The organism is Pseudomonas sp. GW821-FHT04D07, assembly GCF_059420225.1.
The window spans coordinates 155,229-173,312 of record NZ_JBWKTH010000009.1; the positions used below are offsets into that span (position 1 = coordinate 155,229).

The 18,084-nt window shown below is 62.2% G+C and carries 11 protein-coding genes; 2 read left to right on the forward strand and 9 right to left on the reverse strand.

Annotation, left to right across the window (positions count from 1 at the left end; genetic code table 11):
- Positions 1-155: 155 nt before the first annotated feature.
- The 8 genes from AC07T0_RS14080 to AC07T0_RS14115 form a co-directional block, all read right to left on the reverse strand.
- Positions 156-539: a hypothetical protein gene (locus AC07T0_RS14080; RefSeq protein WP_495001750.1), complete on the reverse strand. Its 384-nt coding sequence runs from the start codon at positions 537-539 to the stop codon at positions 156-158.
- A complete protein-coding gene (locus tag AC07T0_RS14085) occupies positions 536-5,176 on the reverse strand; it encodes an RHS repeat-associated core domain-containing protein (protein WP_495001751.1) in 4,641 nt (1,546 codons plus the stop codon). The genes AC07T0_RS14080 and AC07T0_RS14085 overlap by 4 nt, the downstream gene beginning before the upstream one ends.
- Complete coding sequence (locus AC07T0_RS14090) at positions 5,173-5,943, reverse strand: DUF4123 domain-containing protein (RefSeq protein ID WP_495001752.1); 771 nt, start codon at positions 5,941-5,943, stop codon at positions 5,173-5,175. The genes AC07T0_RS14085 and AC07T0_RS14090 overlap by 4 nt, the downstream gene beginning before the upstream one ends.
- Positions 5,933-7,963, reverse strand: a complete 2,031-nt coding sequence (locus AC07T0_RS14095; protein WP_495001753.1) for a type VI secretion system Vgr family protein — start codon at positions 7,961-7,963, stop codon at positions 5,933-5,935. The genes AC07T0_RS14090 and AC07T0_RS14095 overlap by 11 nt, the downstream gene beginning before the upstream one ends.
- Before the next feature lie 140 nt (positions 7,964-8,103).
- Positions 8,104-8,619, reverse strand: coding sequence for an Hcp family type VI secretion system effector (locus AC07T0_RS14100; RefSeq protein ID WP_495001754.1), 516 nt, complete (start codon positions 8,617-8,619; stop codon positions 8,104-8,106).
- A gap of 385 nt (positions 8,620-9,004) precedes the next feature.
- Positions 9,005-10,423 (reverse strand): efflux transporter outer membrane subunit, encoded by a 1,419-nt coding sequence (locus AC07T0_RS14105; RefSeq protein WP_495001755.1) that lies wholly within the window; start codon positions 10,421-10,423, stop codon positions 9,005-9,007.
- Entirely contained in the window at positions 10,407-11,570 is a 1,164-nt protein-coding gene (locus tag AC07T0_RS14110) for an efflux RND transporter periplasmic adaptor subunit (RefSeq protein WP_495001756.1), read from the reverse strand. The genes AC07T0_RS14105 and AC07T0_RS14110 overlap by 17 nt, the downstream gene beginning before the upstream one ends.
- Entirely contained in the window at positions 11,563-14,781 is a 3,219-nt protein-coding gene (locus tag AC07T0_RS14115) for an efflux RND transporter permease subunit (RefSeq protein ID WP_495001757.1), read from the reverse strand. Before AC07T0_RS14115 ends, AC07T0_RS14110 begins: the two co-directional genes overlap by 8 nt.
- Positions 14,782-15,000: 219 nt before the next feature.
- Between AC07T0_RS14115 and AC07T0_RS14120 the strand changes: the two genes are divergently transcribed.
- Positions 15,001-15,405, forward strand: a complete 405-nt coding sequence (locus tag AC07T0_RS14120; RefSeq protein ID WP_495001758.1) for a PA0061/PA0062 family lipoprotein — start codon at positions 15,001-15,003, stop codon at positions 15,403-15,405.
- A gap of 37 nt (positions 15,406-15,442) precedes the next feature.
- Entirely contained in the window at positions 15,443-15,853 is a 411-nt protein-coding gene (locus tag AC07T0_RS14125; protein WP_495001759.1) for a PA0061/PA0062 family lipoprotein, read from the forward strand.
- 208 nt (positions 15,854-16,061) lie between these two features.
- Here the strand turns inward: AC07T0_RS14125 and AC07T0_RS14130 are convergent, their stop codons facing one another.
- Positions 16,062-18,074 (reverse strand): hypothetical protein, encoded by a 2,013-nt coding sequence (locus tag AC07T0_RS14130; protein WP_495001760.1) that lies wholly within the window; start codon positions 18,072-18,074, stop codon positions 16,062-16,064.
- Between the last annotated feature and the right edge of the window lie 10 nt (positions 18,075-18,084).

Genomic DNA, 18,084 nt, shown 5'->3' on the forward strand with positions numbered 1-18,084 from the left:
TAAAGTTGCTATCTGCTTTTTATTGTTGATAAGTATTATGATTTTTATGATGTTCAATGTGTTTGGTGTTCAATTGAGTAAAAGGTGAGGTGTTTTTACTGATAATTCAGCCCTGCGTGGAAATGGTGCTGGCGGGCTGCTTGCCAGCAGCATGCCTAGAATGCAATTGGGTAAAGAGTGATGTGTTTTGCCGATAGTTCAACTCTCTGTGGTAGTGGAAGCGGTGAGGAGTTGGCTTCTATTAGTATTATGGACTGCTGTATTTCTAGAGCAAGGCTGTTTTCTTCGTTTGATATTATGTTCGCGGTGATTTTGGTGGTGTCACCGAAAATTTCAAATTTGTCTTTTTTTTCAATAGTCGGGTTTATGCTGGTGCCCCATATGAGGTCGTCACCTATGTCGAACTCTACGTCATATTCATCGTTTTCCTTAAGCAACTCATCAGCCCACAAAGCTATGCCGCAGCCGGCTGACGTAGAAAATGAAATCTTTTTTAGTGCTCCGTCGTGGGGCAGAATTTTTATTACTTTTATTTTCATTTTTTAGGAGCCTGAAATTGAATTCTAATCGCAGTGTTGTCGACATTCATCACGTTTTTTGATTTTTCGAGGGTCCAGGTTTCCTCATGGTAATGATGCTTGCTTGGTTTGCTATTCATTTCATGGGACCCGTATCGAATACTGCGTAGGCCATCGGATGAGACTAGCCGATCCTGATCTAGGACTCCTGTTCGAGGGTTGATATTTGTATATGGTGGTTCTCCTAGGAAGTGTTCCCACTCGGTTGTCACATCTTGAGGTTTAATTGCCTTGTTGGCAAAGACCTCCTTTACATAGCCCCTAGCGGGAGGAGTTGTCGATGTTTCGGGAACTCCAGGCTCACCTATGTTTACTGTGGTTTTTGTTAAATTATTTGTGGACTTTTGGTTCCCCTCACCAGGACAGTCACAACTCAACCCCAACGGATCCACCCACCCCGTAGGGTTGGGCGCGTACTGGTAGCTGTTCAGCCCGCCGGCCAGTTTGATCGGGTCGGGGGTGAGGTAGCGGCCGGTTTCGGGATTGTAGTAGCGATGCCGGTTGTAGTGTAAGCCGGTTTCTGTATCGAAATACTGGCCCTGGAAACGCAGCGGGTTGTCGATATCCGCTCGATCGAGGTGGGCTATCCGGCCATAGGCGTGGTAGCGCGCCGCCCAGCGGATATTGCCGGCTTCGTCCGTCAGCTCCTGGGGTGTACCCAGGTGGTCGAGTTGGTAATGGAACGCCTCGACCTGCTCCGGCCCCTCGCCATTGAGCAGGGCCAGGGGCCGAAAGCTGTCCGGTTCGTACAGGTAGCTGCGGTAATGCGCCGGGCCGCTTTCGGCAATCAGCCGATCACCTTGCCAGAGGTATTCGGTGGTCCGGCCCGCGCAGGTCTTGGCAATCCGCCGGCCAAAGGCGTCGTAGCGGTAGCTGACCGTGCCGCCATCCGGCAGGCTGACGCCGGTCAGTCGGTGCTGACAGTCATAACGGTATTCGGTAACGAGCTGTGGCTCGGTTCCGTTGCGTTCACGGATCAGGTTGCCAAAGGCGTCGTAGTCGAAATGGCTATGACCGCGGAACAGCAGGCGATTACCACGGGTGCGCGCCATGCGCGGACTGTCGCCCAGCAGGTTGCCGGCGGGGTCGTGAACGAAACGTTCGCAAGGATCGCCACGGACTTCGCTCAGTCGATCCAGCGGGTCGTACTGGTAACGGCGCAGGCCGTGGCGGCTGTCGTCGATACTCGCCAGATTGCCGTTGGCTTCATAGGCGTAGAAACGCTGGTAACGCCCGCTATTGTCCTGGCTGAGGCTGTGTTTCAGCAGCCGCCCTTGTTCGTCGTAACGGTAATGGCTGAGCAGTTGGCCCTGTTGGCGCAGGCGCTCGCGTCCGGCTTCGAAGCGGTGGCGGGTCAGGTGTCGGCCATTGAGGTCGACGCCGATCAATCGACCACCCGGCAGGTAGCGATAATCGATCAGGTTGCCGTCCGGCAAACGGCAGTGAATCAACTGGCCTACGGCATCGTAGCGATAGCGCTGGGTTGCCCAGCCCTGGTGCTCGCTGGTCAGGTGGTCCTGGTTGTCGTAGCCGTAGGTCAGCGGCCAGTGTCCGTCATCGACACTGACCAGACGGCCCAGTCCATCGTAGTGATAGTGGACCTTGCTACCATCGGCGAGGTTCTTGAGCAGCAGGCGTCCGGCGCTGTCGCGCTGGTAGGCGGTGACGAGCTCACTGCCGTCGTCGCCGAACTCTTTTTTCTCCAGCAGGTGGCCGTTAAGGTCGTAGGTGTAGCCGGTGCGCCGCCCGTCGAAGCCGGTTTCCTCGCGGATCAGGCCATTGGCGTAATAGTCGAGACGGTAATGCTCGCCACGCTCGTTTTCGATTTCGCTGAGCAGCAGCCGGGCATTGTCATAGCGATAGCGCAGTTGGCTGCCGTCGGGGTTGAGGCGACGACTGACCTGGTGCAAGTCGTCCGCGTATTCATAACGGGTCACCCGTCCCAGCTCATCGGTCTCGGCAGTGATCTTGCCGTAGGCGTTGTAGCTGAAGCGGCGCCTGGCCCCGCCGGGCATTTCAACCTGGGTCAGGCGGCCAATGGCGTCCCACGTGTAGTGGGTGATGGCGCCGTCCGCTGCCTGGCGGCTGGTTTGTCGGCCTTGCTCGTCGTAGCCGTATTTCAGCAGGCTGCCGTCGGGCAGTCGTTCCTCCAGCAGATGGCCGAGTCGGTCCCAGGTGAGGGTGTGTCGGCTGCCATCCGGATGACGGATCTCGCTCAGCAGGCCCCGGCGGCCGTATTCATACTCGGTGACGTGGCCAGAAGGGTCGGTGGAGCGGGTGATATCGCCCTGGGGATTGCGCGCATATTTCCAGCGCGCCGGGCCACGTTGCACGTTGCACAGGTGACCGTTGTGATACTCGTAGAAGGTCGGCTCGTCTTCGGGCGGAATAACGGCCAGCAGCCGGCCGGCGTCGCTGTAGCGATATTCGGTGACAGCGCCCAGGGCGTCCTTTTCGGCAATCAGACGACCTTGGGCGTCATAGGCCTTGTGTTGCTCGGCGCCATCGGCATCGACCTTGCGGATCAGCCGCGCCCGCTCATCGTGGGCAAAGATTTCTTCGCTACCATCGATGTGATGGGCGGTAACACTGCCGTCGTCGTCCCAGGTGTAGCGGCTGTCCATCTGCGCAAAACTGGCCCAGTGGCGTACGCAGCGGGCCAGCTTGCCCACGCCTTGCCACTCCCAGTAGAACGCGGCTCCGCCGGCCAACTGACGTTCGCGAATGACGTGATGTTCGTCATAGGCATAGCGCTCGCACTCGTCGACGGCATTGGCGGCTTCGATCAGGCGACCCTGGTCGTCGTAGCGATAGCGCACCAGCGTGCGCAACGTCTGCCAGCCCTCGGCGAGATAAGTGGCGGCCTGTTCCTGCTGGTACTCGATCGCGACGATACGGCTACGGTCGTAACGCAACAGCAGGGCGCGTCCGAGGCCGTTGTCCAGGCGCTGGATACGGCCTTCGGCGTCATGGCTGATGCTCAGCCGATTGCCATATCGGTCACTGAGGGAGAACAGCCGGGCGCCGTGGCGGTCGTACCTGAAGTGATAGAACCAGGGCGTGTCGCCGGCCTGGGTCAGGATCAGTTCATCGGGCGCATCGCCCAGGTAGATCGCCGCTTCGCTCAGGCTGTTGTGGATGGCCGGCCGTTGGGTACTGGGGCGAGGGAAGCGTATGGAGCGGTTTTCCTGGTCGGTCCAGATAACCTCGTCGTCGTCGAACCTCAGGCTGTGGGCCAACCCATGGCTCCAGCCCGGACCGAGGCCCTGGCGGGTTTCAACGGCACTGGTGCGATACAGCCGGCTCCAGGAAAACGACAGCGGCCCGTCCAGCTCGCCATCGACCAGGGTCAGCAGTTCTTCGCCGGTGACCATCGACACCGGGCAACCGTGGGTCTGGGTCTTGTCCGCGCGTTCGGCGCTCTGGCCATTGGGATTGCTGGCTTGCCGAGGAACGTCGTCGAGGTGTTCGGTCTGGCGCAGCGTGGCGTTCTTGCGCCCGTCCCAGCGCATTTGCAGGACGCCCTGTTTCTGCGTGCCCGCCACACCTCGAGCCGCCACGGCCTTGTAACGACCGACATAACCCATGAAGTTATCGAGCAGGCTGAAGAGGCCCTGGATGAACCGGGTGCCGGCTTCCACCATTTGGCTGCCGTACTTCTTCAGGCGCAGCGCCAGATAGGCAACGCCAGCGCCCGCCGCCGCGACGGTAAGCACCAACCCCAGAAGCAAGTCGATCAGCACGGAGACCAGGGGGCTCGCCACGACATGCGCGGTGTCCCCGGCCAGCTGGCTCGGCGGCAGCGCCGCGAGCCAGATCGCGGCGCTGCGTAACAGCAGAAAGAGCGCGGCTTCGTCGCTGGCCAGCAACAGGGCCTTTTCCATCACGGCCGGGGCCCGTCGCGCGAGGTCGGCCAACGCCTGGGCACTGCTGCCCAGACGGTCGACATAGGCGAGGGGATCCTTGAGGATGTCGAACAGCAGCTCGATCCCTTCCCAGACACCCTTGATCGCTTCCCAACTGCCGCTGGCCAGACCTTCACCGACGGCCAGTAGTGCCGTCGAGGTGGTCTGTGATGACCATTGCGGTTTGAAGCCACTCCATTCGCGCCGCAACCAGGTTTCCAGGTCCCGGGTCAGGTCCGCGTAGGCGGCGAACAGGGCGTCGACCTGCTCGGGGGTGACGCCGCCCTGTACCCGCACCCGATAGAACTGACCTGGCTGGCCCTGGAAGCTACCCTTGCCCTGAGCGTCGAGTAGGATCGAGGTCGAAGGACCACCGTCGACGGGGATGACGTCGACCAGCAGGTCGCCCACTGGAATCTCATGGACCGACTCGAACAGACTCTCGATGCTCAGCACGCCGCTGGCGGGGCACTGTGCAACGTTGGACAGGAAGTCGCGGTCCTGGAGACCGACGACCTTGCGGCTGTCGCCGAAGCGGATGACCCGGTCCATGCCCAGCAGTGAAGGCAGGTCCGCCGCATGGCTGACCTGGTCCAGCGCTTGGGCATACCAGCTGCGGGTCTGCTGGTGATAGAGCGTCAGGCTGTCCTTGAAGCCGTCGAGTTGTGTTTCGATGTAGTCGATGCGATTCATCGGTTGGCCTCCCTGGCCAGAAACTCCCCGACCGTCAGTTCCCGGGTGAGGTAGGTGAGCAGGGCACCCTGCCGGCTCGGGCCGGGCGCCGAACGCTCCAGGAAACGGGCGATCTTGTGTCGCAGATGGGGGATGGGCACGGCGTCATACAGCGCCGGGTGGTCTTCGCTCAGCCACTGCAGGCTGTTGTCGATCAGGGTTTCGGGGCTCGCCCCGGACAGGTGTTCCAGCAGCAACGGCGGAACCTCCCACCAGGGAAAGGTCCTGGCTTCGCGCCTGATCGCGGTGGCGAGCGTTCGCGCCTGGCCATTGATGAGGTAGCGACTCAGGCCCGGCAGCAGTTCACCAGCCTCGGCGCGGAGAAAGTCGAGGGTCGGTAGCCATTGGCGGCCGTCCCAGAAACGAAAGAACACCGGGTTGCCCGTCGGCAGCTTCACCTGGGTCAGCCCGCGCAGGTGCGCCATGAGCTGTTCCGGGGTGTTCGACGACACCGCAAGCCAGCCCCAATCCTGGTAGCCGGTGTCGGCAATCCACGACAGAAACGGGCTTTGTGCCGTGAGTTCGAGGAGATGAGGCATCACCTCAAACCAATCGGCATAAGGTGTGTCCCTCCAGATCGGCAGGGGCGCCAGCGGGCTGCCGATCCTGCGCAAGGCGGCCAGCGGCTTGGCCTCGCTGGCGTCGCTGAGTACCAGGTAGAGGCGCTCGTGAGGGGCAAGCGGGACCTGGGCCAGCCAGCGCTCGGGTGTCAGGAGGTCAGCGCTCACAGACACCTGCCTTGCACTTTTCGCACTCTTCGCAGAACGCCGCGCCACGTAGCAGGGTGGTCAGTTGCGCCATGGACAAAGGCGCCGTGGGGAGAGGGCGCTCAACGGCCTGGAACAGACCGGGCAGCAGGGCGGCAACCCGGGTGCCGACACCCGGCGTCGCCCCAGCGTCTGTGTTCGGTTCCGGGCTCAGGGTAATACCGCCGCCATCGATCCTGATAAAGCTGCCACCGACCTTGAGGGTCAGTTCGCTGCCGGCTTCGATCACCACCCGGGCACCACTTTTGAGGTGGATCTCCTCAGCGGCCTGGAGGAGATAGCTGTTGCCGAGCCGTACATGCCGGCTCTGGCCGATATTCAGGTGATCGTCGGCGCGTATATCGGTCTTGCGATCGGCCAGGGTGGTGCGATGCTCATCGGCCTTGAGTTCGCGGTAGCTGTTGGCGGTCACGCTGTCGTGACGCTCATGACCGACCTGGATGAACTGGTCGTGTTCGACCATCTGTTGCCAGTCACGCTGGGCATGCAGGTAGATCTGCTCCTGGCCCTTGCGGTCCTCGATACGCAGCTCGTTGAAGCCGCCGCCACCGGGTGAACTGAGGGTTTTAAAGACGCTCCGGGTCTTGTGCGCCGGCAGTTCGTGGGGCGGTCGATTGCGGGCGTGGTGCAAGCAACCGGTAATCAGCGGCTGATCCGGGTCGCCCTCGAGAAAGCTCACCAGCACTTCCATGCCGACACGGGGGATACTCACTGCGCCATGGCCGTTTCCGGCCCAGGCCGAGGCGACCCTCAGCCAGCCACTGCTGGAATCGCTCTGGGTCGCGGCCCGATCCCAGTGAAACTGCACCTTGATCCGGCCATGGGCATCGCAATGGATTTCCTCGCCCGGCGGGCCCGTGACCACGGCGGTCTGGCTGCCATCGATGCGTGGTTTCAGATGGCCCGGCGTGGGGCGAAAAGGTGCGTCGGCGGGCAGGGCACGGAAGCTGTTTCGATAGCCCTGCCGGAAGCCGTCCGCCTTGTCGGCAATGTCGGCGAGCTCTTCCAGGACTTGCGGTTGCCGGCCTTCGTGGTTGATTTCGGTCAACAGCCAGAGGGCATTCCAGGCGGTGTGCGGGTGCTCGGTGAGTGTCAGCAGATGGCCGCTCGACAGGGTCGGAATATCGCTTTGGCCCTGGGCCTGACGGAATGTGCAGCGGTGTCTCTCCAGGGCTCGTTGCGCCCGTTGTTTGCCGTGCTGCGGGTCGATACCGCGCGTTGGGAATGCGTAGTCCTCCAGATCTGGCAGCTGTTCGCCGCGCCTGATCTGTTCAAGCGGGCGACCGGGATTCGCGAAGTCGTAATCCCGCCGTGCGACGCCGCTGCTGCGGGTTTCCAGGCGCACGTTGAAGTGCTTGATAACCGTGGTCGGGGCTGCCAGGCCACCGTCCGTTTGATAACGCCGAGGCGCTTGTGTGGGGAAAAACGCCTGGTCGTCGCCGAACACCAGGGTGTGGCTGCCGGGGTCATGCTGGAAGTGAAAATGCAGCCCTTCTTCCTCGCACAGGCGCTGGATGAAGTGCAGGTCGGACTCCCGGTATTGCACGCAGTATTCCCGCGCCGGGTAGTGGCCACTGAGATGGAAGCGGTAGTGATTGCTGAACAGGCCATGGTCGTGCAGCACCTGCGCGATGATTTGCGGAGTACTGAGGTGCTGGAAGATGCGTTGGTTGATGCGATGTTCGAGGTCGGCAAGGCGTGGGCGCAGGCAGACCTGGTAATGCGTCAGGCGCCGGCCACGTGCACCCTGGGCGACACGATAGAGCTGCCCGTGGATACCCGCGCCCGAGGGGCAGAGTCTGAGAAAGGCTTGCTTGTGCAGTAGGCTTTGCAGATCGAGATCCCGCTCGCCCACCAGCTCCAGATCGAAGCTGAAGGACTGGTTAAGGGCTTCACGGCCGCTGAAGGCGGCGACCTGCAGCGAGTGTTCGAAGTCCTCGATCATCAGGCTGAAGCGAGGTTGATTGGCCGGCGCTGGCATGGATTCCTCCTTGGAAAACGCTTTGGCGTGAAATCAGGGCCGTACGAACCCTTCGCCAAGGCCGAAGCCGCGGCGTGCCAAAAGGTTTGAGGGAACGGTGGAAGGCGCCGTCGGCCAGGCCGAACGGCGCCAAAGGGCAATCAGATCACCGGGGAGCGCCAGTCATCGAAGGCGGAGGTGCCCGCCACTTCGTGGGTCCAGGTGATCTTGCGGTAGCTGAAGAACACGTCTTCCAGATGGGTGAAATGCGCCTGGTTCGGGTCCTGGCAGTTGGGCATGCGCGATTTCACGTCGACGACGATGGCGTCTTCCAGTTCGATAGTGAAATAGTGCTCCTGGGTGCCGGAGGAGGAGGTGCGGTACCACTCCAGACGGCATTTGGTCAGTTTTTCCCCGCTGGTCAGGGCGCTGAAAATCAGCGGCGAGGACTTGTCGAAGACCTTGCTGATCATCAGCGGTTGGTGCACACGCTGGCCGGTCGGTTGCCCGGACTGCGGGTCGCGGGGAATGGTGACGTCGTGGGCGAAACCCTGGACCAGGATCTGGTCTTCATGACCCTCCTGGTAGATGTTTCCGACCGAGTCCTGGGTAAAGGTACCCGCGGTGATCAGGCCTTGCTTGGTGCCTTGCAGGGTCAGGTAGGCTGGTGTTGGCATGAATGAATTCCTTGTCCAAAGAGGTGCTGTTTGCCATCAAGGGAAACTCGATGGGTTCGCAGGTCTACAGATCAAGAGTTGTGCCTGTTTTTATTTATTGTTTAAAAACAGTAAGTTATTTGATGTTTCTCGAAGTGTTCTAGGATTTTAGAGTGTTTTTTCTGGAAAACTGCGCAAGGTATTGCACATGGGCGGGCAGGAAGTTGCCTGCTGGGTTGGACGCCTTGTGTGGCGGGTATTGTGGGTTGGGAGGAGGCGTTTTTAACGCCAGGGATGGGGCAAAAGTTGCGCACTCGGGAACGGAGTCTCACGTGCACCGCGAAACCTGTAGGAGCCAGCAAGCCGGATCCTACAAGGGCGCGTGTTCAGCCTGGGAACGGGGCCTTCAGCCCTCGGCGCTCCAACCGCCACCCAAGGCGGTCATCAGGCCGATACTGGCCTGCAACTGGCGGGTCTGCAGCGCCTGCAACTGCCGCTGCGTCTGCAATGCCGCCGTTTGCGCCGTCACCACGTCCAGGTAGTTCACCGCCCCGGCCTGGTAGCTGTTCATCGCCAGGGTCTGGGTGTTCTGCGCGGCATTCACCGCTGCCTGCTCATCCTCGGCCTCGCGCTGCAAGTCGCGCAGTTGCGCCAGGTTGTCCTCGACTTCGCGCACCGCGCGCAGGACCTGGCCGCGGTAATGGGCCGAGGCCTCGTCGAACTCGGCCTTGGCCTGATGCTCCTGGGCATCGAGGCGACCGCCGTCGAAAATCGGTAGGTTGACCAGCGGCCCAAGTGCCCAATAACGATTGCCCGTCGACAGCAGGCTGCCGCTGCCCTGGGTCTGGCCGCCGAGCAGGCCGGTCAGGCTGAAGTCCGGGTACCAGGCGGCCTTGGCTACGCCGATTCCGGCATTGGCGGCAAACACCCGGCGTTCCGCCGCGGCGATATCTGGGCGACGTTGCAGCAGGCCGCTGGGCAGGGCGCCGGGCACCTTGGGAATCGTCAGGATCGCCTGGGTCGGCGGCAACTGGAAGTCGCTGGCCGGTTCGCCCACCAATTCGGCAATCGCGTGTTCGGCCAGGTTGCGTTGGCCGTGCACTTCGTCCAGCTGCGCCTGCGCCTCGGCCAGTTGGCTCTGGGCGCGGGTCAGGTCAAGTTCCGAGGCAATCTGGCCCTGGTAGCGATCACGGGTCAGTTGCAGCGCCTGGGTGTAGTCCTCCAGGGAACTGGTGAGAATCCGGCTCTGGGCATCGAGGCCATTGAGCTGGACATACAAGGTCGCCAACTGCTGTTGCAGGCTCAGGCGCGCCACCGCCAGGTCGTCGCCGGAGGCCTGGGCCTGAGCGTCGCCAGCGGCCACCTGGTTGCGAATCCGCCCCCACAGGTCGAGGTCGAAGTTCAGCGCAAAGCCCGCGGTATTGCTGTTGTACACCGCCGGCTGGGTGCTGCCGCGCAACGGGCGATTGTCCGATTGGCGCTGACGCAGGGGTTGCGCACTGGCACTGATCTGCGGGAACAGCCCAGCGTGCAGCTGGCTCGCGTAGGCCTGGGCGCCGTCATAGTGCGCCAGGGCGGCGGCCAGGTCCGGGTTGGCCTTGAGCAGGCGCTGTTGCAGGTCGTTGAGAGGCGCGTCGTGGAACAGCGACCACCATTGTTGTGACAAGTGGTCGCCCGGTTGTGCCAGGTGCCACGGACCGTCGCTGGTCTGCTCGCGATAGTGCTGCGGCAAGTCGAGTTGCGGCGGCTGGTAGGTCGGTGCCAGGGAGCAGCCCTGCAAGGTCGCGATCAAGAGCCAGGCGCTGCGCTTAAGCCTTGGGGACATGTTGGCCTCCGGCTTCGGCGAGTTTGACCGGGTCGCCTTCGCGCAGGGCGTCCGGCGGGTTGTCGATCACGGTGTCGGCGGGTTTCAGGCCCTGGTCGATGACCAGGCGCTCGCCCAGGTCCAGGCCGATGTGGATGTCGCGCAGATGCACATGGGACTGGGTGTCCAACACGGCCACCTGGGTGCCCTGGGCCCGGAAGATCAGGGCGCTGGCCGGAATGCTGACGCCATGGGTGTCTGCCGGGATCGGCAGGGTCGCCTCGGCGTAGTCGCCCGGCAGCAGGACGTTGTCCGGGTTCTCGGCGACGAACTGCGCCAGCAGGGTGCCGGAGCGTGAGTCGATCGCGGTGGAGTTGCCCAGCAGTTTGGCGTTGAACTGTTGGCCCGGATGTTCCGGTACCGTCAGTTTCACCTCGAGACCGGGACGGATCACGCTGGCGTAGTTCTGCGGGATGGGCACGTAGAGCCGCAGCTGATGGGTGTCGGCAATGTCGAAGAGCTCCGGATCGCTGTCGTTGTCGGCCTTGATCAACTGGCCGATATCGGTGTTGCGGGCGGTGATGGTGCCGGCGAAGGGCGCGCGAATGATCTTGTAGGCTTCCAGGGCCGACAGCCGCGCGTAGTCGGCGGCGGCGGCTTCGACATTGGCCTTGGCCGCGGCGGCGTTGGAGCTTTTTTCATCGGCTTCCTGGCGCGACACCGAATGGGTCGCCACCAGGTTCTGCCAACGGCTGGCGGTGGTCTCGGCCAGGCGCGCATTGGCCTGTTCCTGCACCAGGTGGGCGTGGGCCTGGGCGACCTGTTGGTCGAGGTCCGGGCTGTCGATTTCGGCGAGTATCTGGCCGGCCTGGACCTGGCTGCCGATGTCGGTTTTCCAGTCTTTCAGGTAGCCGCTGACCCGTGCATGGATCGGTGCCTTGCTCCAGGCTTCCAGGTGGGCCGGCAGGCGCAGGGTATCGCCGGCGGCGTTCTGTGCCGGCTTGAAGACACTGACCATGGGCACGGCGGCGGTTTCGGTCCAGGCGGTCACGGCTTTTTCATGGCGGGTTCGCGCGGCAATCCCGTTGGCGACCAGCAAGGCGGCCAGGGTCAGCCCGCCGATGCCCATGTAGAGCAGGCGTTTGCTCGAGGGTTTGCGATCAGTCATGGGTGTGTTCTCCAGCTACGGCGCGAATAGGTTGGCGGCCATGCACCAGGCTGAACACCACGGGGACGAACAGCAGGGTGGCAGTGGTCGCCAGGATCAGACCGCCGATTACGGCGCGTCCGAGAGGGGCGTTCTGTTCTTCGGAAAGGGCCAGCGGCAACATGCCGATGATCATCGCCAGGGCGGTCATGCAGACCGGGCGGAAACGGGTATAGCCGGCTTCCAGAGCGGCCTTCAGGGCATCGCCGTGTTCGGCCAGGCGCTCGCGGCAGAAGCTCACCACCAGGATCGAGTTGGCGGTGGCCACGCCCATGCACAGGATGGCCCCGGTCAGGGCCGGCACCGACAGCGAGGTGCCGCTCAGGAACAGCATCCAGACGATTCCGGCCAGGGCCGCGGGCAGGGCGGTGATGATCACGAACGGATCGACCCAGGACTGGAAGTTGACCACGATCAGCAGGTAGATCAGCACCACCGCGCCGAGCAGGCCGAAGCTCAGGCCGCCAAAGGCTTCATGCAGGGCGTCGATCTGGCCGTGCAGGCTGACAATCGCGCCCTTGGGCCGCAAGGACGAGGCCTCGTCGAGGATCTTCTGGATGTCATGGGCCACCGCGCCGAGGTCGCGGCCTTGCACGCTGGCGTAGATGTCCAGGGTCGGCTGGATGTTGTAGTGGGTGACCACCGCCGGGCTCTGCACCCGATTGATGGTCGCCAGGCCACCAAGGATCTGCGACTGGCCGTTGCTGCCGGTGACCGGCAGCGCTTCCAGTGACGGCAGGCTGTCCAGGCGGTATTGCGGGGTAGCCGCGACCACGCCATAGGACACGCCGTTGGCCGGGTTGAGCCAGAAGGTCGGTGCCACCTGGGAGCTGCCCGCCAACGAGGCGACCATGCTGTTGGTGACGTCACGCTCGGTAATGCCCAGGCCTTTGGCGCGCATGCGGTCAACCTTCACCTCCAGCGACGGGTAGCCGACCGATTGCTGGATCCGCAGGTCGGCGATCCCCGGTACATGTTGCAGGCGTCGTTGCAGTTCCAGGGCGAAGACGCGGTTTTCCTCGGCGCTGCGTCCGGAGATTTTCACGTCCAGCGGGGCCGGTGCGCCGAAGTTGAGGATCTGGCTGCTGATGTCTGCCGGGAGGAACGCGAACTGGCTGCCGGGGAAGCTTTCCGACAAGGCCGTGCGCAGCTTTTTCACATAGTCGGCGGTGGGCTGGTGATCGGCCTTGAGGGTGACCTGGATATCGCCGTCCTGCGGGCCGATGGTGCCGCTGCTGCTATAGGCCATGTCGATACCGCTCAATGGAATACCGATGTTGTCGACGATGTTGTCCAGTTCCTCGGCGGGAATCACCTCGCGGATCCGCGCTTCGATACGGTCGAAGGTGGCGGCGCTTTCTTCGATTCGCGTACCCAGTGGCAGGCGTACGTGCAGGGCCAGGGCACCGGCGTCGGTGGCGGGGAAGAAGTCTTCGCCCAGGCTCGGCAGCAGGCTGAAGGACGCCAGCACGCAGGCCAGGAAACCCAGCAGGAAACGCTTGCGGCAACCCAGCGCGAGTTGCAGCAGGCCGTGGTAGACGTCGCGCACCGTGGAAAAGCCGCGCTCGAAACCCTGCTGGAAATTCAGCACGCCTTGCAGCAGGCGATTGCGTGGCTTGCGGTGCTGTTCGCCTTCGTGATGGTTGATGAATTCATCCTCGGGATGATGACCGCTACCGCCCTCGACCACATGGGGCTTGAGCAGGAACATCGCCAGGGTCGGTACCAGGGTCCGCGAGAGGATAAAGGAGCTGGCCATGGCGAAGATCACCGCCAGCGCCATCGGCCGGAACAGGAAGCCGGCGATGCCCTGGAGCATGAACATCGGCACGAACACGATGCAGATACACAGCAGCGAGACAAAGGCCGGGCCGACGATCTGTTTCGCGCCGTCGAGGATCGCGTCGTTGACCGCCTTGCCCTGTTCCAGGTGCCAGTTGATGTTCTCGATGGTCACCGTCGCATCGTCCACCAGGATCCCCACCGCCAGCGCCAGACCACCCAGGGTCATGACGTTGAGGGTCTGGCCGGTGGCGGCCAGCAGGGCGATGGCCGAGAGGACTGCCAGCGGAATCGAGGCGGCGATGATCAGGGTCGAACGCCAGCTGCCGAGGAACAGCAGGATCATCGCACTGGTGAGCAGCGCGGCGATGATGCCTTCGCGGGCGACGCTGCCCACCGACTGCTTGACGAACACCGAGGCGTCGCCGAGCAGCGAGGTCTTGAGCTCCGGCGGCAGGGTTTCGTTGATCAGCGGCAGCATGTTGCGGATGCCGTCGACGATCGACAGGGTGGAGATGTTGCCGTTCTTCATCGCTGGCATCAGCACCGCGCGTCGGCCGTCGACCCGCACGATGTTGGTTTGCGGCGGCGAGCCGTCACGCACGTGGGCCACCTGGCCGATGGTGATCAGGGCGCCGTCGACGGTCTTGATCGGCAGGTCGTTGAGTTCTTCGATGATTTTCGGGCTGTTGTTCAACAGCACGGTGTATTCGTAGGGGCCGAGTTTGGCGGTACCCACCGGAATGATCTGGTTCTGCGCGGCCAGGGCATTGCCCACATCCTGCGCCGAGAGGCCCTTGGCGGCCAGCGCCTGGGGATCGAGGTCGAGGGTGATCTGGCGTTGTTTGCCGCCCATCGGGGTTGGAATCGCCAGGCCTGGAACGGCGGTCAGCGGCAGGCGGATGTTGTTCTGCACCAGGTCGCGGATCTTCGCTTCCGACAGCGTCGGGCTGGAAAACGCCATCTGCAGGATCGGCACCGTCGAGGCGCTGTAGTTGAGGATCAGCGGCGGGGTGATCCCCGGCGGCATCTGTTTGAGTACGGTCTGCGAGACCGCGGTCACCTGGGCGTTGGCGGTGCGGATGTCCACACCCGGCTGAAAGAAGATCTTGACGATGCCCATGCCCGGCAGCGATTGCGACTCGATATGTTCGATGTCGTTGACCGTGGAGCTCAGGGAGCGTTCGTAGGTGTAGATCACCCGGCCAGCCATGTCCTCGGGGGACAGGCCGGTGTATTGCCAGACCACCGCGACCACCGGGATACCGATGTCGGGAAACACGTCGGTGGGGGTACGCAGGGCCGCCAGCGGCCCGATGATACAGATGAATATCGCCAACACGATAAACGTGTAGGGCTTGAGCAGTGCGGTCTTTACCAGCCCGAGCATGCCTGAACCTCCGGGGAGTGGAATTGCAAACACCGGCAGTCTTGCGTCTGGAACTTAACGTTTGGCTTTCACCAACATGAAGGATCTTTTAGATAAGTACTGAAAATCCCTTCATGTGTGTTCATTTGTACAAACGCCTCTATTTCACCACTCTTGGCCTCGATTAGACGGGTTTTCCGTCCAGCGATATAGCACTTGAATATGAGAGGAATTCATTCAATGACACTTAAGCCGCTGATGCTGATTTCGACCCTTGGACTGGTTTGCCTGCTGTCCGCCTGTGCGGCGCCGGTGCCCAAGGCTGATCCGAGCGAAGCCTGGATCGGCCTGGGACAGGCGTCGAGCGATGACCTGCTGGCAGAGCGTGTGGATGGCAAGCGCGTCGACGACGGCCGCTACTTTGAAGTGGCGCCGGGCAAGCACGATCTGAAAGTGCTCCTGGTCCAGGGCGCCAACGGTAATACCGAGCAGCCCGAGTGCACCGGCCAGGTGGAATACGACCAGTTCAAGGCTGGCAAGCGCTATCACCTGGTGGAGTCGGGATCCGGCGTCGATGTGGGCGCCGAGCTGGTGAACGACCACGGCGTGACGGTGGCCCAGTCCAGGAAGTTTTCCTGCATTTAACCGCTGACAGACTTTTTCATCTTTAAGGTAGAACACCATGACATTCAAACCCTTGATGCTGATTCCAACCCTGGGCCTGGCTTTTCTGCTCTCCGCATGTGCCGGCCCGATGCCGAAGGCGGATCCGAGCGAGGCCTGGATCGGTCTGCAAGATGAGGCGCCGAGCGACATGCTTGCCGAGAAGGTCGATGGCCGGAAAATCAATGACGGGCGTTTCTTCGAAGTGCCACCCGGTGCGCACAAACTGGACGTGATGTTGGTGGAGACGCCCTGGGGCGATGGCAACCAGCAGGACTGCTCGGGCGAAGTCAGCTACAACCAGTTCAAGGCCGGCGAGCACTACCAGTTGGTGGAGTCGAGCCTGGGTCAGGAAATCAACGCGCGGCTGATGGATTCCCATGGCAAGCAAGTCGCCGAGACCGGCGACTTCCAGTGCATGCCGGGCTAAGCCGGGTTCCGGGCTTGGCAGCGATGGCGATAGTGGATTCACTGCCGTCATCGCCGGCAAGCCAGCTCCTACATAGGTCCGTGTTTCACCGCAAACTATCGTAGAGCCCGGTCCCTTGCAGGAGCCTGGCTTGCCAGCGAAGAGGCCCTTGATGGCGCCAAAAGCTTCGCGGGCAAGCCCTGCTCCAATTACAGAACGGTGTGAGCAATTATTGTGTGGTGAAGCCTGACGGCGCGGCGCTGATGGTCGCGTTGCGCCAGGCGCTGTGCAGCTGTTCGTCGAGCAGCGCCGGGACCTTCTTGTCCGGCTGCAGTTGCAAGCTGAGCTTCAGCCCGTTGAGCGAACGACCGCTGAGGCGATTGCCCGCCAGGTCTTCACGGAAAACCCTTTCCGCTTCGGCCGCCTTGCCCTGGGCCAACAATGCGTAGCCCAGGGATTCGCGCAGGGTGTAATACCAGTCCGGTGGCTCGTTATAGTTCAGGGCATCCTGGATGGCGACCGCCTTGCGCCAGGCGGCGATGATCTGCTCCTGGTTATCGCCCTGGAGTGACTTGAGATCGGTGGCCAAGGCCTGTGACGGATCCTTGCCGAATACCTTCGCGGCGGTTTCCCGCAATGACGCCAGATCAAGCTTGCCATGGCTGCTGTCCTGGGCCTTGTTCAGCAGGATCAGATTGGCGATGCGGAACAATTCCGTCGCCTTATTGTTGCCGTAGTTCAGATCCGGTGTGGCTTTCAAGGTGTCCGTCACCGCCTGCCAATAGCCCTTGAGCGCATCGTTGCTCGCCGCGTTGTCCAGCCCGTCCCGGGCCAGTTGTCGATAGGCCTTGGCATAGGCGGCCATGACCCGGGTGTACGGCGCGGTCAGTGGCTGCCAATCCTTGTCGGCCTGGGTGCAGGTGTCGTTGATGGCCTTCAAGCCCTGCTCGATCTTCGGTTCGATACGCTCCAGCGCGGCCCAGTCCTGAAAGCGCACGGCGAAGTAATAGGGCACGGCATAGAAATAGTCGGACTTGGTGCGGATCTCGCCGGGGTACTGCTGGCAGAGAAACGCCAGGGCCGAATACTGCGTGGTGTTTTCCACCAGTTCCTCGGCCATGTTCATGGCTTCGTTCTGGCGACCCTCGATGGACAGGGTCCAGATCAGGAAGTGAATGTTGTGGCCCAGGTAGTGCAGCGGGTAGGGGCTCTGCGGGTCGACCTGATGGGCGTAGGCGCGATCCACCGAGACCGCCGTGTAGTTGGCGATGCTGGCCAGGGCGTTATTGCCGGTACGCTGGTAGATGTGCGAGGCCATGTGCACCAGATGGCCGATGGCCGGGTTCTGGTCGCGGAAGCGATTGGCCATGGGCAGCCCGCTGTCGGGGAACGGCGACTCCTCGATGGCATGAATATAGAAGTGATTGGCGCCGGTGTGCAGCTTGTCCTGCACCAGCACGCGGTTGAGCACTTGCAGCGCTTCATAGGCTGCTGGCGTCGGGTGGACCTGATCGGAGACCGCGGCTTCGCCATCCCACCACTTCCAGGGGGTGAGATTGAGCAGCGCGTCGGCGTAGAGGGTGGCGGCATCGAGGTCGTCGAAATAGGTCTGCGACAGTTCTTTCATGGCGTCGGCGTAGTGCTGTTTACCTTTGTCGTCGAGGCTGACCTTGCCGTCCTTGAGGGTGTAGGCGCTCAGGAACGCCTTGGCGTAATCGACTTCACGCTGCAATTGTCGTTCGCTGAAAGCGGCCTTGGCGGCCGGGTCCTTGAAGCGGGCATTGGCGTGTTCCAGGGCGATCTGCGCCGAGCGATAGGCAAGCTGGTCGCAACCAGGGGTGGCGTCGCTGTTGATATTGGAGTTGGCCGACAGGGCGATGCCCCAATAGGGCATGGCCGAGCCCTCGTCGAACCGGCTGGCCTGGTAGAAAGCACGGATCGCTTCGGAGAAGTTGAAGCCGTATTGCAGGGCGATGCCCTGGCTATAAAACGCCTCGACCTGATCGGCGTCCTTCAGGCTGACCATGGGGTAGCGTGTGCCGCCCAGGCCCGAGAGCAACTGGCCCTGGTCGGTGTCTTTCTGGCTGACGCATTGGTGCAGGACTTCGAGGTACGGGGTGTCGGGCGAGACCGGGGTGAAACGCTTCGGACCTTCGGCCGTTTCGGCTCCGTGGGTATGGGCCTGGGCCACGGACAGGCCGGTAAGCAGCAGGGCAGCGACAGCAAGACGCAATACAGCCATGTAATGATTG